This is a genomic window from Spirillospora sp. NPDC000708, assembly GCF_040299565.1.
Lineage (GTDB): Bacteria > Actinomycetota > Actinomycetes > Streptosporangiales > Streptosporangiaceae > Spirillospora.
In genome coordinates this window covers 1-20,363 of the sequence record NZ_JBEPCJ010000072.1, presented here as the reverse complement: position 1 = coordinate 20,363, position 20,363 = coordinate 1, and the positions used below count along the sequence as shown (strand labels likewise).

General features: G+C 71.6%; 18 protein-coding genes. 10 read left to right on the top strand and 8 right to left on the bottom strand.

What is annotated here, in order from left to right; all coding sequences use genetic code 11:
* Positions 1–10: 10 nt before the first annotated feature.
* The 9 genes from ABT299_RS37380 (at position 11) to ABT299_RS37340 (ending at position 12,243) form a co-directional block, all read left to right on the top strand.
* Positions 11–1,297: an ABC transporter substrate-binding protein gene (locus tag ABT299_RS37380; RefSeq protein WP_190866850.1), complete on the top strand. Its 1,287-nt coding sequence runs from the start codon at positions 11–13 to the stop codon at positions 1,295–1,297.
* On the top strand, positions 1,294–2,256 hold the full coding sequence (locus ABT299_RS37375) for a carbohydrate ABC transporter permease (RefSeq protein ID WP_387028664.1): 963 nt from the start codon (positions 1,294–1,296) through the stop codon (positions 2,254–2,256). The genes ABT299_RS37380 and ABT299_RS37375 overlap by 4 nt, the downstream gene beginning before the upstream one ends.
* Positions 2,253–3,143: a carbohydrate ABC transporter permease gene (locus tag ABT299_RS37370; protein WP_500253619.1), complete on the top strand. Its 891-nt coding sequence runs from the start codon at positions 2,253–2,255 to the stop codon at positions 3,141–3,143. Before ABT299_RS37375 ends, ABT299_RS37370 begins: the two co-directional genes overlap by 4 nt.
* Positions 3,143–5,434: an alpha-xylosidase gene (gene yicI, locus ABT299_RS37365; protein ID WP_500253618.1), complete on the top strand. Its 2,292-nt coding sequence runs from the start codon at positions 3,143–3,145 to the stop codon at positions 5,432–5,434. The genes ABT299_RS37370 and yicI overlap by 1 nt, the downstream gene beginning before the upstream one ends.
* Entirely contained in the window at positions 5,434–6,807 is a 1,374-nt protein-coding gene (locus tag ABT299_RS37360; RefSeq protein ID WP_387028669.1) for a GH1 family beta-glucosidase, read from the top strand. Before yicI ends, ABT299_RS37360 begins: the two co-directional genes overlap by 1 nt.
* On the top strand, positions 6,804–7,838 hold the full coding sequence (locus tag ABT299_RS37355; protein ID WP_433150950.1) for a LacI family DNA-binding transcriptional regulator: 1,035 nt from the start codon (positions 6,804–6,806) through the stop codon (positions 7,836–7,838). Before ABT299_RS37360 ends, ABT299_RS37355 begins: the two co-directional genes overlap by 4 nt.
* A 108-nt stretch (positions 7,839–7,946) precedes the next feature.
* Entirely contained in the window at positions 7,947–10,937 is a 2,991-nt protein-coding gene (locus ABT299_RS37350) for a glycoside hydrolase family 3 protein (RefSeq protein ID WP_500253617.1), read from the top strand.
* Between the two features lie 115 nt (positions 10,938–11,052).
* Positions 11,053–11,685, top strand: a complete 633-nt coding sequence (locus ABT299_RS37345) for a hypothetical protein (protein WP_387028675.1) — start codon at positions 11,053–11,055, stop codon at positions 11,683–11,685.
* Between the two features lie 12 nt (positions 11,686–11,697).
* The gene (locus tag ABT299_RS37340) at positions 11,698–12,243 is read left to right on the top strand and encodes a TetR/AcrR family transcriptional regulator (RefSeq protein ID WP_500253616.1); all 546 of its coding nucleotides are present in this window, start codon (positions 11,698–11,700) and stop codon (positions 12,241–12,243) included.
* A 12-nt stretch (positions 12,244–12,255) separates the two neighbouring features.
* Here ABT299_RS37340 and ABT299_RS37335 read toward each other — a convergent pair whose 3' ends face one another.
* Both ABT299_RS37335 and ABT299_RS37330 read right to left on the bottom strand, forming a co-directional pair.
* On the bottom strand, positions 12,256–12,726 hold the full coding sequence (locus ABT299_RS37335; RefSeq protein ID WP_500253615.1) for a nuclear transport factor 2 family protein: 471 nt from the start codon (positions 12,724–12,726) through the stop codon (positions 12,256–12,258).
* An 83-nt stretch (positions 12,727–12,809) separates the two neighbouring features.
* On the bottom strand, positions 12,810–13,292 hold the full coding sequence (locus ABT299_RS37330) for a nucleoside deaminase (protein WP_500253614.1): 483 nt from the start codon (positions 13,290–13,292) through the stop codon (positions 12,810–12,812).
* 51 nt (positions 13,293–13,343) lie between these two features.
* On the opposite strand from ABT299_RS37330, the gene ABT299_RS37325 reads away from it, so the two are divergent.
* Complete coding sequence (locus ABT299_RS37325) at positions 13,344–14,126, top strand: SAM-dependent methyltransferase (RefSeq protein ID WP_500253613.1); 783 nt, start codon at positions 13,344–13,346, stop codon at positions 14,124–14,126.
* Positions 14,127–14,153: 27 nt separating this feature from the next.
* Here the strand turns inward: ABT299_RS37325 and ABT299_RS37320 are convergent, their stop codons facing one another.
* The 6 genes from ABT299_RS37320 to ABT299_RS37295 all read right to left on the bottom strand — a co-directional run.
* A complete protein-coding gene (locus ABT299_RS37320; RefSeq protein ID WP_190866881.1) occupies positions 14,154–15,164 on the bottom strand; it encodes a LacI family DNA-binding transcriptional regulator in 1,011 nt (336 codons plus the stop codon).
* Positions 15,165–15,295: 131 nt separating this feature from the next.
* Positions 15,296–16,729 (bottom strand): GH1 family beta-glucosidase, encoded by a 1,434-nt coding sequence (locus ABT299_RS37315; RefSeq protein ID WP_190866914.1) that lies wholly within the window; start codon positions 16,727–16,729, stop codon positions 15,296–15,298.
* A 5-nt stretch (positions 16,730–16,734) separates the two neighbouring features.
* Positions 16,735–17,631 carry a carbohydrate ABC transporter permease gene (locus tag ABT299_RS37310; RefSeq protein WP_387028685.1) on the bottom strand — a complete coding sequence of 299 codons (897 nt, stop codon included), beginning with the start codon at positions 17,629–17,631 and terminating at the stop codon, positions 16,735–16,737.
* Positions 17,628–18,614, bottom strand: a complete 987-nt coding sequence (locus ABT299_RS37305) for a carbohydrate ABC transporter permease (RefSeq protein ID WP_387028686.1) — start codon at positions 18,612–18,614, stop codon at positions 17,628–17,630. The genes ABT299_RS37310 and ABT299_RS37305 overlap by 4 nt, the downstream gene beginning before the upstream one ends.
* A 106-nt stretch (positions 18,615–18,720) precedes the next feature.
* Positions 18,721–20,010: an extracellular solute-binding protein gene (locus ABT299_RS37300; RefSeq protein ID WP_387028687.1), complete on the bottom strand. Its 1,290-nt coding sequence runs from the start codon at positions 20,008–20,010 to the stop codon at positions 18,721–18,723.
* A gap of 155 nt (positions 20,011–20,165) precedes the next feature.
* Positions 20,166–20,363 (bottom strand): substrate-binding domain-containing protein (locus ABT299_RS37295; RefSeq protein ID WP_500253612.1); only part of this gene is annotated, 198 nt, incomplete at its 5' end.

The following is a 20,363-nucleotide window of genomic DNA, read 5'->3' as shown; positions in this document are numbered from 1 at the left end:
AGGATCCCCCATGTTCAAGGCAGGCAGGAGCGCGGCGCTGCTCGCCGCCCTCGCCGCCGCGGCCCTGTCGCTTTCCGCCTGTGGCGGCGACGGCGGCGACTCCGGCGGCAAGGTGCTCAAGCTCTGGCACTACGAGGCCCCCGACAGCGCCATGGGCGCGGCGTGGAACGAGGCGATCAAGGAGTTCGAGGCCGCCCATCCCGGCGTGAAGGTGAAGTTCGAGGAGAAGGGCTTCGAGCAGATCCAGAAGACCGCGCCGATGGTCCTCAACTCCAAGGACGCCCCCGACGTCCTGGAGTACAACAAGGGCAACGCGACCGCGGGGATGCTCTCCAAGCAGGGCCTCCTCCAGGACCTCACCCCGGAGGTCACCAAGCGCGGCTGGGACAAGCTGATCAGTCCCGGCGTCCAGGTCACCGCCAAGTACGACGCCAAGGGCACCATGGGCGGCGACAAATGGTACGGCGTCCCCAACTACGGCGAGTACCTGCAGGTCTACTACAACAAGGACCTGTTCAAGAAGAACGGCGTCGCGATCCCGACGACGTTCGCCGAGCTGACCGCCGCGATGGACAAGTTCGTCGCCAAGGGCGTCACGCCGCTGACCAACGCCGGCGCCGAGTACATGGCGCAGCAGTTCGTCTACCAGCTCGCCCTCGACAAGGCGCCCGACCGGTCCTGGGTGGACGCCTACCAGCGCTACACCGCCAAGCCGGACTTCAAGGACGCCGCCTGGACGGCCGGCGCCGCCACGTTCGCCGACTGGGTGAAGAAGGGCTACATCGCCAAGAACTCGGTGAGCCAGAAGGCCGAGGACGCGGGCGTCGCCTTCATGAGCGGCAAGTTCCCGATGATGTTCTCCGGGTCCTGGTGGTTCGGCCGGGTCGCCAAGGAGGCCAAGTTCGACTGGGAGACCTCCGTCTGGCCCGGCGCGAAGATGACGCTCGGCTCCAGCGGCAACCTGTGGGTCGTCCCGAAGGGCTCGAAGAACAAGCAGCTCGCCTACGACTTCATCGACATCACGATGAAGAAGAAGGTCCAGAACATGCTCGGCAACCTCGGCGGCATCCCCGTCGCGGCCGACCCGTCGGCGATCACCGACCCGAAGGTCAAGAAGCTCACCGACGACTTCACCACGCTGGCGCAGAACAACCAGCTCGCCTACTACCCCGACTGGCCGGTCGCCGGCTTCTACGACGCCTGGGTCGCGCAGGGCCAGAAGATCATGAACGGCACCGCGCCCGGTGACGCGCTCGGCGCGCTGCAGAAGACCTACGACTCCGGCCTGCCCAAGTGACCACGCGCCATGAGGCCCGGAAGGGGCGCGGCGCCGCCGCCGCGCCCCGGCCGGACGGCCGGGGGAGGGCGCGCGAGCAGCTCGCCTACCTGCCGTACCTGATCCCCGGGCTGCTGCTGTTCGCCGCCGTCATCGGCGTGCCGTTCCTGATGAACGTCGGGACGAGCTTCACCGACTGGTCCGGCGTCGGCAGCCCGTCCTGGGCCGGCCTCGACAACTACCGGGAGCTCGTGAAGGACGGGGAGTTCTGGGCCTCGTTCCGGCACAACGTCCTGGTCATCATCGGGATGGCGATCGTCCCGACGGCGATCGGGCTGGTGCTGGCGGCGGCCCTCACCGACCTGATCGACCGGCACTTCGGGCCGCGCGCCGCGGCGATCCTGCGGGCCTGCCTGTACCTGCCGCAGGTGCTGCCGGTCGTCATCGCCGGCGTCGTGTGGAGCTGGCTGCTCGCGCCGGACAACGGCGCGGTGAACACCCTGCTGAAGGACGCCGGGCTCGGGTCGCTCGCGCACGACTGGCTCGGCGACCCGTCCACCGCGCTGTGGTCCGTCCTCGGCGTCATGGTGTGGATGCAGATCGGGTTCCCGCTCGTGGTCTTCATGTCGGGGCTGCAGCGCGTCGACCCGTCGCTGTACGAGGCCGCCGAGATCGACGGCGCCACGTGGGCCCGGCGGTTCCGGCACATCACGATCCCGCAGATCCGGCCGGAGATCTTCGTCGTGCTGCTGTGGACGACGATCGCCGCGCTCAAGGCGTTCCCGCAGATCTTCGTGCTGACGAAGGGCGGTCCGGGCGGCGCCACGAACGTCCCGTCGTACTACTCCTACGTCAACTTCTTCGAGAAGTCCGACGTCGGCTACGGCTCGGCGATCGCGACCGTGCTGACGCTCGTCATCGTCGCGCTCACCGTCGTCTTCCTGCGGCTGCAAGGACGTGACCTGGGGGAGGAGCGATGACCGTGACGATGACCGAGCCGGCCGCGCCGGCGCGCGACCGGCAGGGCGCCCCGCGCCGGAGACGCCGCCGCGGCCCGTCCGCCTACGCGGTGCTCGTCGCGCTCGTCGCGCTGGCCGGGATCATGCTGATCCCGTTCCTGGTCGTGGTGTTCAACGCGCTGAAGACCCCGCAGGAGTACACCTCCAAGGGGCCGCTCGCGCCGCCGTCCAGCCTGAATCTCGACGCGATCCGCGACTTCTGGGACCGGGTCGACTTCGGGCACGTGCTGTTCAACAGCGTGCTGATCAGCGGCTCTGTCGCGGTGCTGGCCGTCCTGCTGTCGGTGTTCAACGCCTACGCGCTCGGCATCGGCCGCATCAAGGGCCGCATCTGGCTGCTCGCGCTGCTCCTACTGGCCAACACGCTGCCGCAGGAGGCGCTCGTCTACCCGCTGTACCACCTGGCGAAGCAGTTCGGGATCTACGACACCCGGCTCAGCGTGATCATCGTGTTCACGGTGGTGCAGAGCGCGTTCGGCACCTACCTGCTGTCGTCGGTGATGTCGGCGTTCCCGCGCCCGCTGCTGGAGGCGGCCCGGATCGACGGCGCGAACCGCTGGCAGGTCCTGTGGCGGGTGGTCGTCCCGGTCGTCCGGCCGACGCTGAGCGTGCTGCTCGTCTTCTTCTTCGTGTGGACGTGGAACGAGTTCCTCATCCCCATGGTCTTCCTCATCTCCAACGAGAACCAGACGGTCTCCGTCGCGCTCGGCGTGCTGCAGGGGCAGCGCCTCATGGACGCCACCATGTCCAGCGCCGCCGCGCTCCTCGGCCTCCTCCCGACCGTCGTGTTCTTCCTCATCTTCCAGCGCACCCTGTCGCGCGGACTCACCGCAGGAGCCATTAAGTAATGAAGTTCAGTGACGGCTACTGGATGATGCGCGAGGGTGTGCACGCCGTTCATCCGGTGGAGGTCCTCGACGTCGCCGAAGGGCCCGGCTCGTTCTCGGTGCAGGCGCCCGTGCAGCGGATCCGGCACCGGGGCGACCTGCTCAAGGGCCCGGTGGTGACGGTGGACTGCGCGTCGCCCATGCCGGACGTCATCGGCGTCACCATCACCCATTTCGCGGGGGAGAAGGCCCGCGGGCCGCGGTTCGAGCTGGCCGCCGATCCCACCGGGGACGTCCGGGTGGACGACGACGCGGCGGAGCTGACGTCCGGGGCGCTGACCGTGCGGGTCCGGCGCGGCGGGGAGTGGGGCGTCGACTTCCTCGCGGGCGGGCGGCGGCTGACCGGGACGGCGCCGAAGGCGACGGCGGTCATCGACACCGACGACGGCGGGCACTACGTGCGGGAACAGCTCGATCTCGGCGTCGACCACTTCGTGTACGGGCTCGGCGAACGGTTCGGGCCGCTGGTGAAGAACGGCCAGTCCGTCGACATCTGGAACGCCGACGGCGGCACCGCCAGCGAGCAGGCGTACAAGAACGTGCCGTTCTACCTGACGAACGCGGGTTACGGCGTGTTCGTCGACCATCCCGGGCACGTCTCGTTCGAGGTCGCCTCCGAGGCCGTCGCGCGGACGCAGTTCAGCGTCGAGGGCCAGTCGATGCGGTACTTCGTCATCTACGGGCCGTCGCCGCGGGAGATCCTGCGCAAGTACACGGCGCTGACCGGGCGGCCGGCGCGGCTGCCGGACTGGTCGTTCGGCCTGTGGCTGTCCACCTCGTTCACCACCGACTACGACGAGGCGACCGTCTCCTCGTTCATCGACGGGATGGCCGAGCGGGACCTGCCGCTCAGCGTGTTCCATTTCGACTGCTTCTGGATGCGCGAGTTCCAGTGGTGCGACTTCGAATGGGACCCGCGCGTGTTCCCGGACCCGGCGGGAATGCTGCGCCGGCTCAAGGAGCGCGGGCTGCGGATCTGCGTCTGGATCAATCCGTACATCGGGCAGCGCTCGCCGCTGTTCGCCGAGGGGCGGGCACGCGGCTACCTGCTGACCAGGCCGGACGGCGACGTCTGGCAGTGGGACAAGTGGCAGCCCGGCCTCGCGGTGGTCGACTTCACCAACCCCGAGGCCCGGGAGTGGTACGCGGCGAAGCTGGAGGCGCTCATGGACATGGGCGTCGACTGCTTCAAGACCGATTTCGGCGAGCGCATCCCGACCGACGTCGTCTACCACGACGGCTCCGACCCGGAACGCGCGCACAACTATTACACCTACCTCTACAACCAGACCGTTTTCGAACTGCTGCGCAAGAAGCGCGGCGAGGGCGAGGCGGTGGTGTTCGCCCGGTCCGCGACGACCGGCGGGCAGCGTTTCCCGGTGCACTGGGGCGGCGACTGCGAATCGACGTTCGAGGCGATGGGGGAGAGCCTGCGCGGGGGCCTTTCCCTCGGCCTGTCGGGGTTCGGGTACTGGAGCCACGACATCGGCGGGTTCGAGGGGACGCCCGATCCGGCGCTGTTCAAGCGGTGGATCGCGTTCGGGATGCTGTCCTCGCACAGCCGCCTGCACGGCAGCCATTCGTACCGGGTGCCGTGGCTGTTCGACGAGGAGTCGGTGGACGTCCTCCGCGACTTCACGAAACTGAAGATGCGGCTGATGCCCTACCTTTCCGGGGCGGCGCGGCAGGCGTACGGCGAGGGCCTGCCGATGATGCGGGCGATGGTGCTGCAGTTCCCGGACGACCCGGCCTGCACGCACCTCGAACGCCAGTACATGCTCGGCGACGACCTGCTCGTCGCGCCCGTGTTCTCGGCGGACGGCGACATCTCCTACTACGTCCCGGACGGCGTGTGGACGCACTACGTCACCGGCGAGCGCGTGCACGGCGGCCGGTGGGTGCGGGAACGGCACGGGTTCGGCAGCGTGCCGCTGCTGGCCCGTCCCGGCGCGGTGATCCCCGAGGGCTCGGTGGACGACCGCCCCGACTACGACCACGCCGACGGCGTGACGCTGCGCGTGTACGAACCGGCCAACGGGACGACCGTGCTCACGCAGGTCGACGACACGTCCTTCACCACGGTGCGGAACGGCGCCACGCTGCGGGTCACCGGCGCGGGCGCCTGGAGCGTCCTCCTGGTGAACGCGCGCGTCGCGGCGGTGGAGGGAGGCGAGGCGTCGGAGCATCCGCAGGGGGTGCTGGTGAAGGCCGCCGGCGGCGAACTCGTCATCACCCTGGAAGAGGAGAACTGATGGGCTTCCCGGAGGGGTTCCTGTGGGGCGCGGCGACCGCGTCGTATCAGATCGAGGGCGCCGCCCGCGAGGACGGCCGCACGCCGTCCATCTGGGACACCTTCAGCCGCACGCCGGGCAAGGTGCTGAACGGCGACACCGGCGACGTCGCCACCGACCACTACCACCGCTGGAAAGAGGACGTCGCGTCGATGGCCCGGCTCGGGCTCGGCGCGTACCGGTTCTCCATCTCGTGGTCGCGCGTGCTGCCCGGGGGGAAGCCGAACCAGAAGGGCTTCGACTTCTACTCGCGGCTCGTTGACGAACTGCTCGAGAACGGCATCTCGCCCGTCGCGACCCTCTACCACTGGGACCTGCCGCAGGAGTTGGAGGACGCGGGCGGCTGGCCGGAGCGCGACACCGCCCGCCGCTTCGCCGACTACGCCGAACGCGTCGGCCGGGTCCTCGGCGACCGCGTCGCCACCTGGACCACGCTGAACGAGCCGTGGTGCTCGGCGTTCCTCGGCTACGCCGCGGGCGTCCACGCGCCGGGCCGCACCGATCCGGCGGACGCGCTCGCCGCCGCCCACCACCTGAACCTCGCGCACGGGCTGGCGGTGCGGGCGCTGCGCGGCGTCGTGTCGCCGTCCGCGCGGCACTCGGTCACGCTCAACCTGCACCACCTGCGCGGCGACGCCGAAGCCGTGCGGCGGGCCGACGCCGTCGCGAACCGGATCTTCCTCGACCCGATGCTCGGCCGCGGCTACCCCGCCGACCTGCTCGCCGACACCGCGGAGATCACCGACTGGGCGTTCGTCCGGGACGGCGACGCCGGCGTCATCGCCGCGCCGCTCGACGTCCTCGGCGTCAACTACTACTCGCCGACGCTCGTCCGTGTGTGGGACGGGACGTCGCCGCGCGAGTCCGACGACGGCCACAAGCAGGGCGCCGCGACCCCGTTCGTCGGCTGCGAGGGCCTGGACTTCGTGCGGCAGCCCGGCCCGTACACGGCGATGGGCTGGCCGATCGACGCCTCCGGTCTGGAGGAGCTGCTGCTGCGGCTGCACCGCGAGTACCCGGACGTGCCGCTGATGATCACCGAGAACGGCGCCGCGTTCGAGGACGAGGTCGTGGACGGCCGGGTGCGCGACGAGCGCCGCGTCGCCTACCTGCGCGACCACGTCGCCGCCGCCGAGCGCGCCTGCGCCGCGGGCGTGGACCTGCGCGGATACTTCGCCTGGTCGCTGCTCGACAACTTCGAGTGGGCCTACGGGTACGACCGGCGCTTCGGGCTGATCCACGTCGACTACGGCACGGGCGAGCGAACCTGGAAGGACAGTGCGTTCTGGTACCGCGACGCGATCCGCGCATCGCTAGCATCGGACGCAAAATGAACCGCTCGACGACGGGACGGTCCGTGGTCAAGATCACCGACGTGGCGCGGCACGCCGGGGTGTCCCCGAGCACGGTGTCCTACGTGCTGAGCGGCAAGCGCACGATCTCCGAGGAGACCCGGCGGCGCGTCCGCGACAGCATCCGCGAGCTCGGCTACCGCCCGCACGCCGGCGCCCGCGCGCTGGCGAGCAGCCGCTCCAACGTCCTCGCCCTGATGATCCCGCTGCGCTCCGGCATCGCGGTGCCCGTCGTCATGCAGTTCGCGATGTCGGTGGTGACCGCCGCGCGGCGGCACGACCACGACGTCCTGCTGCTGACCCAGGAGGAGGGCGAGGACGGCCTGAGCCGCGTGGCCGACAGCGCGCTCGTGGACGCGCTCATCGTGATGGACGTCCAGATGGAGGACCCGCGGCTGCCGCTGCTGCGCTCCCTGGACCGGCCGAGCGTGCTCATCGGCTTCCCCGCCGACGCCGGCGACCTGACCTGCATCGACCTGGACTTCCACGCGGCCGGCGCGGTCTGCGTGGAGCATCTGGCCGGGCTCGGGCACCGCGAGGTCGCGCTGATCGGCTCGCCGCCCGAGGTGTACGCGCGGCGGACCGGGTTCGCGCAGCGGGTCGCCGACGGGTTCGGCGCGGCCGTCCGCGAGCACGGGCTCGCCGGCGGCGTCCACCCGTGCGAGGCGACCCCGGAGGCGGCCCGCGCGCTGGTCGCCCGGCTGCTCGCCGAACGCCCCGGGCTGACCGGGATCCTCGTCCACAACGAGCCGGTCGTCGACACGGTCGTGCGGGCGCTGCGCGCGCACGGCCGCGCCGTCCCGCGGGACGTGTCGGTCGTGGCGATCTGCCCGGACGAGATGGCCGAGCACGCCGAGCCGCCGCTGTCGTCCGTCGCGATCCCCGCCCAGGAGGTGGGCGGGCGCGCCGTCGAGCTGCTGATGGGCAAGCTCGGCGGCGAGGCCGTCCCGGCCGCGACGCTGCTGCCGCCGACCCTGACCCCGCGCGCGAGTTCCGCCCCGGCACCGCGCTGACCCTCCCGCCCCGCCGGACCTGAAGGAGGCATGCCCCGGGCCCGCGCGGCCCGATCGTCGAAGCGCTTCGACAACCGTACTCGGGGGACGAGCCACAGAGGAGAACAGGTGCACACCACCCGCCCCACCCCCCGTTTCCCCGGCCGTCGCCGCCGGGCCCTGTCGCTGGCCGTGGCCGCCGTGATCGCGGCGCCCGCCGCGTGGACGGCGGTCCCCGCCGCCTCGGCCGCCGAGACCTACCCGTTCCGCGATCCGCGGCTGTCCGTCGACGCCCGCGTCAAGGACCTGCTCGGACGGCTCACGACCGACGAGAAGATCTCCCTGCTCCACCAGTACGAGCCGGCGATCCCGCGCCTCGGGATCAAGCGGTTCAAGACCGGGACCGAGGCGCTGCACGGCGTCGCCTGGTCCACCGACGTCAACGCGTCCGGCGCCGTCCGGACCGCCAAGGGCACGGTGTTCCCGCAGTCCGTCGGCCTCGGCGCGACGTGGGACCCGGCGCTGCTCAAGCGGATCGGATCCGCCGTCGGCGACGAGGCCCGCGGGTACAACACCATCGACCCGGACGTGTGGGGCCTGCAGCTGTGGGCGCCCGTCGTCAACCTGCTGCGCGACCCGCGCTGGGGACGCAACGAGGAGGGCTACTCCGAGGACCCGCTGCTCACCGGCCTGCTCGCCACCGCCTACGGCAAGGGCATGCAGGGCGACGACCCCGACCACCTCAAGGCCGCGCCCGTCCTCAAGCACTACCTCGCCTACAACAACGAGATCCGCCGCGACCAGACGTCGTCCAGCGTGCGGCCCCGCGTGCTGAAGGAGTACGACGAGGTCCCGTTCCGGCTGCCGCTGACGCAGGACGCCGCGACCGGGCTGATGACCTCCTACAACCTGGTCAACGGACGCCCGGCGACCGCGTCGCCGCTGGTGAACGACGCCCGGAAGTGGAGCGGCAGGACCCTGCTCAACGTCACCGACGCGGGCGCGCCCAACAACCTCGTCGGCTCCGAGCAGTACTACCCGGACCTGCCCGCGGGCGACGCCGCCGCCATCAAGGCGGGCGTCGACAGCTTCACCACCGACGACACCAACTCGTCCATCACCGTCGACGCGGTGAAGACGGCGCTGTCCAAGGGCCTGCTCAGCGAGGCCGACCTCGACCGCGCCGTGGGCGACGTCCTCAGCGTCCGCGTGCGGCTCGGCGAGTTCGACCCGGGCGGCGGCGAGTACGGGAAGATCACCAAGGACGTCATCGACAGCCCCGCGCACCGCGCCCTCGAACGCAAGGCCGCGACAGAGCAGATGGTGCTGCTGAAGAACCAGAGCGGCGCGCTGCCCCTCGCGTCCGGCAAGAAGGTCGCCGTCGTCGGCCCGCTGTCGAACACCCTCTACACCGACTGGTACTCGGGCTCGCTGCCGTACGGCGTGACGCCGCTGGACGGCATCAAGGCGAAGGCCGGCGCGGGCAACGTCGCGTCCAGCGAGGGCGTCGACCGCATCGCCCTCAAGGACGTGAAGACCGGCAAGTACGTGGCGGGCGGGACGACCGCCGCCGGGGCCGTCCTCAAGACGGGCCCGACCACCCCCGACGCCTCCGCCCAGTTCGACGTGTTCGACTGGGGGCAGGGCATCGTCACGCTGCGCAGCGCCGCCAACGGCAAGACCGTCGGCATCCACTCCGGCAACACCTTCGCCAACGACCAGGACCAGCCGAACGGCTGGTTCGTCCAGCAGATGTTCAAGCTGGAGAAGCAGGGCGACGGCGGCTACCTGCTGCGCTACGCGGGCTACGAGAAGGCGTACGACTGGGCCGACCCCACCAAGGTCTACGTGAAGGTCCAGGACGACGGCACGCTCGTCCTCACCACCAAGGACGACGCCAGCTCGTTCGCCAAGGACGTCGTCAGCAGCGGCGTCGACTCCGCCGTCAAGGCCGCGGCCGGCTCGGACACCGCCGTCGTCGTGGTCGGCAGCATGCCGTTCATCAACGGCCGCGAGGACCACGACCGCACGACCATGGCCCTCGCCGAAGGCCAGGAGGAGCTGATCAAGGCCGTCCGCAAGGCGAACCCGAACACGGTCGTCGTCGTGGAGAACAGCTACCCGACGACCCTCACCTGGGAGCAGGCGAACGTCCCGGCGATCCTGTGGACGAGCCACGCGGGCGCCGAGACCGGCAACGCCCTCGCGTCCGTCCTGTTCGGCGACGAGAGCCCGTCCGGGAAGCTGCCTCAGACCTGGTACCGCTCCGAGAGCGACCTGCCCGACATCCTCGACTACGACATCATCAAGTCCGACCGCACGTACCTCTACTACAAGGGCAAGCCGCTCTACCCGTTCGGCTACGGCCTCACCTACACGACGTTCCGGTACGGCGAGCCGAAGCTCAGCGGCCGCTCGCTGTCCGGCGGCAAGACGCTGACCGTCACCGTCCCGGTCACCAACACCGGCAAGCGGGCGGCGGACGAGGTCGTCCAGCTCTACACGCACCAGCGGACGTCCCGCGTGAAGCAGCCCGTCGAGCAGCTGCGCGCCTTCCAGAAGGTGCACGTCGCGCCGGGCCGGACCGCCTCGGTGACGCTGCGCGTCAAGGCGTCGGACCTCGCGACCTGGGACGTCACCCGCAACAGGTGGACGCTGGAGACCTCGAAGCAGGACGTCCTCATCGGCTCCTCGTCGACCGACATCCGGCAGCGCGCCACCGTCGAGGTCCACGGCGAGCGCGTCCCCGCCCGCGACCTCACCCGGCCGACCCGCGCCGCCGACTTCGACGACCAGAACGCCGTCCAGCTCGTCGACGAGTCCAAGGCGGCGGGCGACGCGGTCGCCGGCGCCGCGAACGCGTGGATCTCGTTCGAGGACTCCGCCCTGAAGAACGGCACCCTCACCCTCCGCGCGGCCAAGGAGACCGCCGGGAACACCACCGTGCAGGCCCGCCTCGACAGTCCGACCGGCCCCGTGGCCGCGACCTTCACCATCCCGTCCACCGGCGACAGGTACGCCTACAAGGACGTGACGGCCGCCCTGCGCGCCACCGGCCGCCACGACCTCTACCTCGTCTTCACCGGCGAGGCCCGCCTCAGCACCCTCACCCTCCGCTGACGCGAGGGCCCCGTCCCGGCGAGCCCGGGGCGGGGCCCGTCCGGGGGGCTTGCCAATCGACGGTTAATGCGATTAACTTTTGGCTAATCACATTAACCGTTCTGAGGAGAGTGGCATGGCCTCCATCGCCGTCGCGTCGCGCAAGAAGCTGCTGAGCGTCCCCGCGGTCGCCGGGGCCGGGTTCCTGGTCTCGTGGGCCGCCGGGCTGTCGGTCCCGGTGCCGTCGCCCGGGTTCGGGGCGAGCGGAAGCGCGATCGTCCGCGACTACGCCGGGCACGGCGGCGCGGCGGCCGTGCAGTTCCTGCTCACCGAGGGGCTGCCCGCGGCGGCGCTCGCGCTCGTCCCGCTCGCGCTCGGGCGGGCGGCCCGGTGGTCGCGCGCCGGGCGGATCGCGGCGGGCGCCGGGCTGGTGGCCGCGGCCATCTCGCTGGCGCAGTTCGCGATCGGGCTGGCGCTGGTCGCCACGTCCACGCCCGGCACCGCGCACGCGCTGCTGGAAGCGCTCAACCGCGCGGACGGCGTCAAGATGTTCTTCCTCGCTGCCGTCGGCGCCGCGGGCGCGGTCGCCGGGGTGCTCCCGCGCTGGCTGAACTACGCGGGCTTCGCGCTCGCCGCCGCCATCGCCGGATCCGGCATCGGTTACGCACTGCTGCTCACCGGCGTCGCTACGCTGGCCTACGTGTCGCTGCCCCTGCTGATCCTCTTCGTCACCGGCTCCGGTCTCGCCCTCGCCCGGAAGGCCGGGTAGGGCGTGCCGCGCGTGGGCCTGACCCCGGAGCGGGTCGTCCGGGTCGCCGCGGACGTCGCCGACGAGACGGGCCTCGAACGGCTCACCCTCGCGGCCGTCGCCAAGCGGTGCGGGGTGTCGCTCCCCGGCCTGTACAAGCACGTCGACGGACTGGACGCGGTCAAGCGCGGCATCGCGATGCTGGCCGTGGAGGAGATGACGGCGCGGCTCGCGGCCGCCGTCGCGGGCGTGACCGGGCGCGAGGCGCTCGCGGAGCTGTCGACCGCCTACCGCGCCTACGCCGCCGCGCATCCCGGACGGTACGCCGCGAGCGTCCGGGCGCCGGCGCCCGGCGACGCCGAGCACGAGGCGGTCTCCGACCGGGCGATCGCTGTCATCGCGTCCGCGTTCCGGGGCTACCGGCTCGAGGGCGGCGACCTGGTCCACGCGATCCGCCTGTGGCGGATCGCCTGCCACGGCTTCGCGTCGCTGGAGCGCGACGCGGCCTTCGGCCTGCCGGAGTCCCTGGACGAGACCTTCACCCGCCTGATCGACGCCCTGGACGAGTCCTTCCGCTGAGGTGCGGCGCGCTCACCGCGAGGTGGCGGGGCGCAGGTGGGGAGGGAGGGTGTCGGGGCGGCGCAGGTGGTGGGCGACGTCGCCGACGAGCTCCAGGGTGATGCGGCGCTCGGCGAAGCGCCAGCGGGCGTCGTGCAGCTCGAAGCGGTCGTCGTAGCGGCCGGCGCAGATCGCCTGGAAGGGCAGCTCCGGCGTCGCCTGCATCACGGTGAAGTACGACGTCGCGGTGGCCGTGGCGCGGTCCAGCTCGATGGCGACGTTGGTCGTGACGTGCTTGGTCCGCGGCGTCCCGTCGTCGTAGCGGATGATCGTCTTCTCGAACATCCGCGCCACCGCGTCCCCGGTCAGGGTGGCGCCGCTGCTGACGAAGTCGCCGTGCGCGAACAGCGCGCCGACCGCGGCGAAGTCGCCGCCGTCGACGGCCTCGGCGTAGGCGAAGATCAGATTCCGGACGGCCTGGTCGGCCGGAAGGGCGTCGGACATGCGGGAACTCCTGACGGTGGGGACGAGCGGCCATTCAAGCCGCGGCGCGCCGGGCCCTGTGGAGCGGTCCCGCTCGGCGGGACTCAGGAGCAGGCGCGCACGTGCAGGTCGTGGACCTCGGCCTCCAGCGCGGGGACGGGCCCGTCCACCCGGATGCCGGGCACCACGTCCTGGACCGGGATCGCGCTGACCGGCGACGGCGGGACCCCCAGAGCGGCACGCCACGCGCTCACCTGCGCGGACGAGTGGACGTAGACGATGCGGCCGAGGCCGACCCAGCCGTGCGCGGCCGAGCACATCGGGCAGTGCTCCCCGGAGGTGTAGACGACGGCGCCGGCGCGCTCCTCCGGCGCCATGTGCGCGGCGGCCCAGCGCGCGACCTCGAACTCGGGGTGCCGGGTCTGGTCGCCGCCGGCGGTGCGGTTGCGGTCCTCGAACAGCACCTCGCCGGACGCCGACACCAGCACGGTGCCGAACGGCTCGTCCCCGTCGGCCAGCGCCTCGGCGGCCAGCTCGACGGCGCGGCGCAGATGGACCAGCTCTTCCTCGGTCGGTTCGTAGGCCATGGAATCCTCGTCTCGGGTCCGGTGCGTCCCCAATGATCATAAGGTGGGGGCATGAACGAGGAGTTCGCCCCGCCCGGCGTGGACACCCGCACCGCGAGCCCCGCGCGGATCTACGACGTCTTCCTCGGCGGCAAGGACAACTTCGCCGTCGACCGCGCGGCCGCGAAGGTCGCCACCGACGCCGGCCCCGACATCCCGCAGGCCGCGCGGGAGAACCGGGCGTTCCTCGGCCGCGCCGTGCGGTTCGCGATCGAGTCGGGCGTGCGGCAGTTCGTCGACATCGGCACCGGGCTGCCGACGCAGGGGAACGTGCACGAGGTCGCGCAGGCGCTGGACCCGTCGGCGCGCGTCGTCTACGTCGACAACGACCCGATCGTCCTCGTGCACGCGCGGGCGCTGCTGCCGGCGTCCGCGACCACCGCGGTGATCCGCGGGGACGTCCGCGAACCCGCCGGGATCCTGGGGAACGCGAGGCTGCGCGAGCTGATCGACTTCGACCGCCCGGTGGCGGTGCTGATGCTCGCCGTGCTGCACTTCGCCGAGGACGAGCGGGCGCGGGCGGCCATCGCCGCGTTCCGCGACGTCATGGCCCCGGGCAGCCTGCTCGCCCTCTCGCACAGCACCACCGAGGGCCAGCCGGAGCGCGGCAGGCAGGCCGTCGGCGCGTGGCGCGACGCCACGGCACGACTCCGCAGCCGCGACCGCGCCGAGGTGGAGGCCCTGTTCGACGGGTTCGAGCTGGTGGAACCGGGCGTGGTGTGGGTGCCGCAGTGGCGGCCCGACGGCGACGGAGAGGGCACCCGCTGGATGTACGCCGGCGTCGCGCGCCGCTGAGCCGCGCCGCTGAGCCTCGCCGGCGGGCTACGCCGACTCGCGCAGGACGAGGTGCGGGCGCATGATGACCACCGGGTCCGCGACGGCCTCGCCGCGGATCCGCGACACCAGCAGCCGGGCCATCGCCACGCCCATCTCCTCCGGCGACTGGTGCACGCTGCTGAGCGGCGGGTCGGCCAGCGGCGCCGCCGCGGAGTCGTCGAAGCCGATCACCGCGACGTCGTCGGGGACGCGGCGGCCGAGCCGGCGCAGCACCCGCAGCGTGCCGAGCGCCATCGGGTCGCTCGCGGCGAACACCGCGTCCACCGCGGGCTCGCCGGCCAGCAGCCGCTCCGCGGCGCTGATGCCGGTGGCCTCGCCGAAGTCGCCGAACGCGACGTACTCCGGCAGCCCCGCCTCGCCGAGCGCCTCCCGGTAGCCGGCGAGCCGGTCGATGCCCACCCCCATGTCCTGCGGGCCGGCGATCGTCGCGATGCGCCGCCGCCCGCCGGCGATGAGGTGCGCGACGGCCTCGCGGGCGCCGAGCCGGTTGTCGACGTCGACGTAGCTGACCGGCGACAGCCCCGGCGGGCGGCCGCCGAGCACCGTCGGCACCCCGTTGGCCTCCAGCTTCGCGGGCAGCGGGTCCTCGGCGTGCAGCGAGGTGAGCAGCACCCCGTCCACGTGCTGCGTGGTCAGGTAGTGCTCGAGGCGCGCGTACTCGGCGGGGGAGCGGGCGAGCGCGAGCAGCAGCTGCAGCCCGGTGTCGCCGAGGCCGTTGCTGATCCCGCGGATGATCCCGGCGAAGTACGGCTCGCCGAACAGCCGCTGGTCGGACTCCGCGACCACCAGCGCGACGGTGTCGGTGCGCCGGGTGACCAGCGTGCGGGCCGCCCGGTTCGGCACGTACCCGAGCTCGTCGATCGCCTTCAGCACCGCCTGCCGGGCCCGCTCGCTGACCCGCGGCGACCCGTTGACCACCCGGGACACCGTGCCGCGGCCGACGCCAGCGCGCGCCGCGACCTCTTCCAGGGTCGGGCGCGTGCCCCTCTGTGTCATCAGGCCCCCTCCGTCGTTCCTGCGGCGTCGTCGCCGTCCCGCCGTCCCGCCGGGCCGGCGGCCACCGGGGCGCCCGCCCGGCGGACGGCGGCACCGCCCGCCCGGGCGGGCGGTGCCGGCCCCCGCGACCGTCAGCCGCCCCCGGGCAGGCCGCCCCGCCGGATCACGTCCGAGTACCAGCGCGCGCTGTCCTTGGGCGTCCGGCGCTGCGTCGCATAGTCCACGTGAACCAGCCCGAAGCGCTTGGAGTAGCCCCAAGCCCATTCGAAATTATCCAGCAGCGACCATGTGAAATAGCCCGCGAGCGGTACCCCGTCGGCGATGGCGGCGTGGCACGCGCGCAGGTGCGCGTCGATGTAGGCGATGCGCCCCGCGTCGTGGACCGTGCCATCGCCGTCCGGCGTCTCGTCGTAGCCCGCGCCGTTCTCGGTGATGTACAGCGGGACGGCCGGGTACTCCCGGTGCACCCGGGTCAGCACCTCGTGCAGCCCGCCCTCGTCGATCTCCCAGCCCATCCCGGTCGTCGGCCGCCCCGCCGAGACGAACCGGACGTGCTCGCTGCCCACCCACGGCGAGTGCACGGCGAACGGCCCCGACGCCGTCTGCGCCGCCTCCCCGGGCGTCCCCGCGACCGTGTGCCGCGTGTAGTAGTTGATGCCGAGCTGGTCGATCGGCTGGTTGATGACGGCGAGGTCCGCCGCGCCGGGCTCGAAACCGTGCCGGGCCGTGTCGGCCAGCACGTCCTCGGGGTAGCGGCCGAGCAGCAGCGGGTCGAGGAACAGCCGGTTCTGCATGCCGTCGATGCGGCGCGCCGCGTCCACGTCGGCGGGGTCGTCCGTCGCGGGGGAGACCGCGTACAGGTTGACGGCCGCGCCGAACAGGTTGCCGGGGTGGCGGGCCCGCATCGCCTGCACCGCCAGGCCGTGGCCCAGCATCAGGTGGTGCGCGGCCAGCAGGGACCCCGACGGGTCGAGCCGGCCGGGCGCGTGGTCCCCGGACGCGTAGCCGAGGAACGCCGCGCACCACGGCTCGTTCACCGTCGTCCAGTGCCGCACGCGGTCGCCGATGGCCTCGTGCACGAGCCCGGCGTAGTCGGCGAACCGGTGCGCGGTGTCCCGCTCGGGCCAGCCGCCCGCGTCCTCCAGCGGCTGCGGCAGGTCCCAGTGGTAGAGCGTCGGCCAGGGCTCGATCCCCGCTTCCAGCAGCGCGTCGACGAGGCGCCGGTAGAAGTCGAGCCCCCGCTCGTTGACGGCCCCGGCCCCGGCCGGCTGAACCCGGGGCCAGGAGATGGAGAACCGGTAGGAGGACAGCCCGAGGTCGCGCATCAGCGCGACGTCCTCGGGGTACCGGTGGTAGTGGTCCACGGCGACGTCCCCTGTGTCGCCGCCGAGGACCTTGCCGGGGGTGCGCGCGAAGGTGTCCCAGATCGACGGCCCGCGGCCGTCCTCGGCCGCGGCCCCCTCGATCTGGTAGGCGGCCGTGGCGGCGCCCCAGCGGAACCCGGTGGGGAACCGCGGGCCGGCGCCGCGGGCGCCGGCGTCGTCCTGAACGGCGCTGGATTCCAGAGAGGTCACGCCTTCACTGCACCTTCCATGATTCCGCCGATGATCTGGCGGCCGAACAGGATGAACACCACGAGCAGCGGCAGGACCGCCACGGTGGTGCCGGCGAACATGAGCGTGTAGTCGGAGAAGTGGGCGTTCGCCAGGTTGTTGATCGAGAGCTGCACCGTGGGGTTCTCGGGGCTGAGCGTCGCCAGCGGCCACATGAAGTCGTTCCAGGACTGCATGAACGTGAAGAGGCCGAGGACGCCCGCGGCGGGGCGCAGCGCGGGCAGCACGACCCGCCAGTAGATGCCGAACGTCGTGCAGCCGTCCACGCGGGCCGCCTCGATCAGCTCGTCCGGGACGGCCTGGTCGGCGTACTGCCGCATCATGAACACGCCGAACCCGGTGACGAGGAACGGGACGATCACCGCCTGCAGATGGTTCTGCCAGCCCAGCTTCACCATGATCATGTAGAGCGGGATGATGCCCATCTGCACCGGGATCATCATCGTCCCGACGATCGTCACCAGCAGCGCGTTCTTGCCGCGGAAGCGCAGCTTGGCGAACGCGAAGCCGGCCAGCGAGGCGAAGAACACGGTGGAGACGGTCACGCACGCCGAGACGATCGCGGAGTTCAGCAGGCCCTTGGCGAAGTAGGCGTCGGGGTTGTCGAACAGCCGGTGCACGTTGGTGCCGCCGTGCCCGCCGGGCAGCAGCGGCGGCGGGACGTCGGAGACCACGTCGTTGGTGCGGGTCGCCACCGCGATCATCCAGTAGATCGGGAAGACCGACAGGGCGAGCGCGACGATCAGCGTGAGGTAGGTCAGCGGGCTGGCGTTCCACAGGCCGTGGAGCCGGCGGGGACGGCCGCCGCCGCGCGCGTGCCGGGCGTCGCCGGGACCGGCCAGGAGCGTGGTCACTTGGTGCCTCCCGTGCGCCGCACGAACAGGAAGTTGATCAGCGAGAAGAGGATGATCATCACGAACAGGGCCCACGCGATCGTGGCGCCGTAGCCGTACCGGTCATGGCCGAAGGCGTTGTCGTACATGTACATCGTCAGCGTCTGGAACTGGTGCAGCGGGCCGCCGTCCATCTTGTTGGGCGTCCCCACACTGAACAGGACCGGCTCGGTGAACAGCTGCAGCCCGCCGATGGTCGCGATGATCGTGGTGAAGATGATCGTGGGGCGCAGCATCGGCACGGTGATCTGCCAGAACTGCCGGATCCGGGACGCGCCGTCGATCGAGGCGGCCTCGTACAGGTCCTTCGGGATCGCCTGCATGGCGGCGAGGTAGATGAGCGCGTTGTAGCCCGTCCAGCGCCAGTCGACCATGGTGGCGATCGCCACCCAGGACCAGCCGCGGCTGGTGGACCAGCCGATCGGGTCGATGCCCACCAGCCCGAGCGCCCAGTTGATCATGCCCCAGTCGTGGTCGAACATCTGGGTGAACACGATGGCGACGGCGGCGGTCGAGGTGACCAGCGGCGCGACCATGCCGATGCGGAAGAGGGTCGGCACGCGCATCCGCCGGTTGAGCGCGTTGGCGATGAACAGCGCGATCAGCAGCTGCGGGATCGTCGACAGCACGAAGATGGCGAGCGTGTTGACCGTCGCGTGCCAGAAGTCGGGGTCGCCCCACAGGTACTTGTAGTTGTCGAAGCCGACCCACTTGCGGGTGCCCGAGGCGAGCTCCCAGTCGTGCAGCGACACCCACAGCGTGTAGACCAGCGGGAACGCGCCGAAGATCGCGAAGATGATGTAGAACGGCGAGATGAAGGCGTACGGCGCGCCCTTCACATCGAGCCGGGTCAACCGGGACCGCAGGGTTCGGCGGGCCGCCGGAGGTGCCTTCGCCGGGGGATGCTGGGGGCCGTTCCGGCTGGGGCGCAGTTCGGTGGCCATGGCCTTGCGCCTCCTTTCCGAGGACGGGACGTGAGCGGGGGAAGAGAACGGCGGCGGCGCCGTACGGGGAGGTGGGGCACGGCGCCGCCGCCGCGGCGGGGGGCGGCTACCTGGCGGCCTTCTTGGCCGCTTCGACGGCCTTGGACCAGGCCTCGTCCGGCTTGACCTTGCCCTGGCCGACCGAGATCAGCACGTTCTCGACGGCCGCCCGGACGTCCTCGTTCTTCGGGCCGAGGTGCACCGGCTTCACGGAGGCGACCAGGTCACCGAAGATCTTGCCGGCGGGGGCGTCGTTGAAGTAGGCGTTCTTGGAGCCGGCGACGGCCGGGTCCTGCTCGGCCTGCGGCGACGACGGGAAGGTGTTGGCGGCGGCGTACGCGCCGGTCTGCCCCTGCGGGGAGGTCAGGAACTCGGCGAGCGCGGCGGCCTGCTTCGGGTGCTTGGTCTGCTTGGGGACCGCGAGCCACGAGCCGCCCCAGTAGCCGGAGCCGCCGGGCGTGGTCGCCACGTCCCACTTGCCCTTGCCGGACGGGCCGGAGAACTGCTCGATGCCGCCGAGCATCCAGGACGGGCAGGGCACGGTGGCGAACGTGTCGCGCTTGAGGCCCGCCTGCCACGGCGGCGTGAAGATCGACATGTCGGAGGTGAGCTTGTTCTCCTCGAACTTCAGCGAGGTGTCGAACGCCTGCTTCACCGCCGGGTTGGTGTCGAAGACGAACTTGTCGTCCTTGTCGAAGAAGCTGTAGCCGGGGCCGGCGCCGGCGTTCTGCAGGACGGTGGCGCGGAAGACGGCGGTGGGGCCGTCGAGCCACTTGGTGCCGGACACCTTCTGCTGGAACTTCTGCCCGGTCTGCAGGAACGCGTCCCACGTCGGCCAGAGCTTGCCGACCTCCTCGCGGTCGGTGGGCAGGCCGGCCTTCTTGAACAGGTCGGTGCGGTAGCACATGGCGAGCGGGCCCACGTCGGTGCCGAGCCCGACGAGCTGCTTGCCGTCGGGGCTGACGCCCATCTGCCACTTCCAGGGGAGGAACTTGTCCTGGAGGGCCTTGCCGCCGTAGTCGAACAGGTTGAGGAACTTCGCCCGCTGCTGCATGTAGAGCGGGAGGATGCCCTCCTCCAGCATCACCACGTCTCCGGCGCCGCTGCCCGTGGCCATCCACTGCTGGATGCGCGGCTTGTAGGTGTCCAGGTCGGAGACCTTGCGCTGCTTGATGGTGACGCCGGGGTGGGACTGCTCGTACTGCTTGTACAGCTGGTCGTAGCCGACCTCGCCGAACACGTCGACGGTGAGCGTCACCGGCCCCGAGTCCGAGTCCTTCTTGTCGTCCCCGCCGCAGGCGGCCGCGAGACCGCCGGCGAGCAGGACCGCCATCGCCGTACCCAGTCCGCGCCGCATGATGGCCCTCATGGCGGACCCCTCTCAGGTTGTGTCTTCCATTGCGTGGGAGCGCTCCCACGAAGGAAAGACCGTGAGCCGCCTCACTGTCAATCCGCCGCAACACAACCGTTACAACGAGGACAGAACCGGCCGGGCCCCGGTCGGGGCCCGGCTCAGCCCTCCTGTACGGTGGACAGCCGCCGGCCGGCCGGGACGGGCGCCGTGGACCGCCGCACGACCAGTTCCGGGCGGAACAGCAGCTCCGTCCGGGGCGACCGCGCGCCCCGGATCTCGTCGAGCACCGTGCTGACCGCCGCCATCGACATCTCCCGCACGGCTTGGCGGATCGTGGTCAGCGGCGGGTCGAGGTA

What these genes read in the sequence shown, in the direction of transcription:
- ABT299_RS37300 (WP_387028687.1), bottom strand. Translation starts at nt 20,010, where the DNA reads ATGCGGCGCGGACTGGGTACGGCGATGGCGGTCCTGCTCGCCGGCGGT.
- ABT299_RS37370 (WP_500253619.1), top strand. Translation starts at nt 2,253, where the DNA reads ATGACCGTGACGATGACCGAGCCGGCCGCGCCGGCGCGCGACCGGCAG.
- ABT299_RS37335 (WP_500253615.1), bottom strand. Translation starts at nt 12,726, where the DNA reads ATGTCCGACGCCCTTCCGGCCGACCAGGCCGTCCGGAATCTGATCTTC.
- ABT299_RS37305 (WP_387028686.1), bottom strand. Translation starts at nt 18,614, where the DNA reads ATGGCCACCGAACTGCGCCCCAGCCGGAACGGCCCCCAGCATCCCCCG.
- yicI (WP_500253618.1), top strand. Translation starts at nt 3,143, where the DNA reads ATGAAGTTCAGTGACGGCTACTGGATGATGCGCGAGGGTGTGCACGCC.
- ABT299_RS37360 (WP_387028669.1), top strand. Translation starts at nt 5,434, where the DNA reads ATGGGCTTCCCGGAGGGGTTCCTGTGGGGCGCGGCGACCGCGTCGTAT.
- ABT299_RS37355 (WP_433150950.1), top strand. Translation starts at nt 6,804, where the DNA reads ATGAACCGCTCGACGACGGGACGGTCCGTGGTCAAGATCACCGACGTG.
- ABT299_RS37330 (WP_500253614.1), bottom strand. Translation starts at nt 13,292, where the DNA reads ATGGCCTACGAACCGACCGAGGAAGAGCTGGTCCATCTGCGCCGCGCC.
- ABT299_RS37320 (WP_190866881.1), bottom strand. Translation starts at nt 15,164, where the DNA reads ATGACACAGAGGGGCACGCGCCCGACCCTGGAAGAGGTCGCGGCGCGC.
- ABT299_RS37380 (WP_190866850.1), top strand. Translation starts at nt 11, where the DNA reads ATGTTCAAGGCAGGCAGGAGCGCGGCGCTGCTCGCCGCCCTCGCCGCC.
- ABT299_RS37345 (WP_387028675.1), top strand. Translation starts at nt 11,053, where the DNA reads ATGGCCTCCATCGCCGTCGCGTCGCGCAAGAAGCTGCTGAGCGTCCCC.
- ABT299_RS37325 (WP_500253613.1), top strand. Translation starts at nt 13,344, where the DNA reads ATGAACGAGGAGTTCGCCCCGCCCGGCGTGGACACCCGCACCGCGAGC.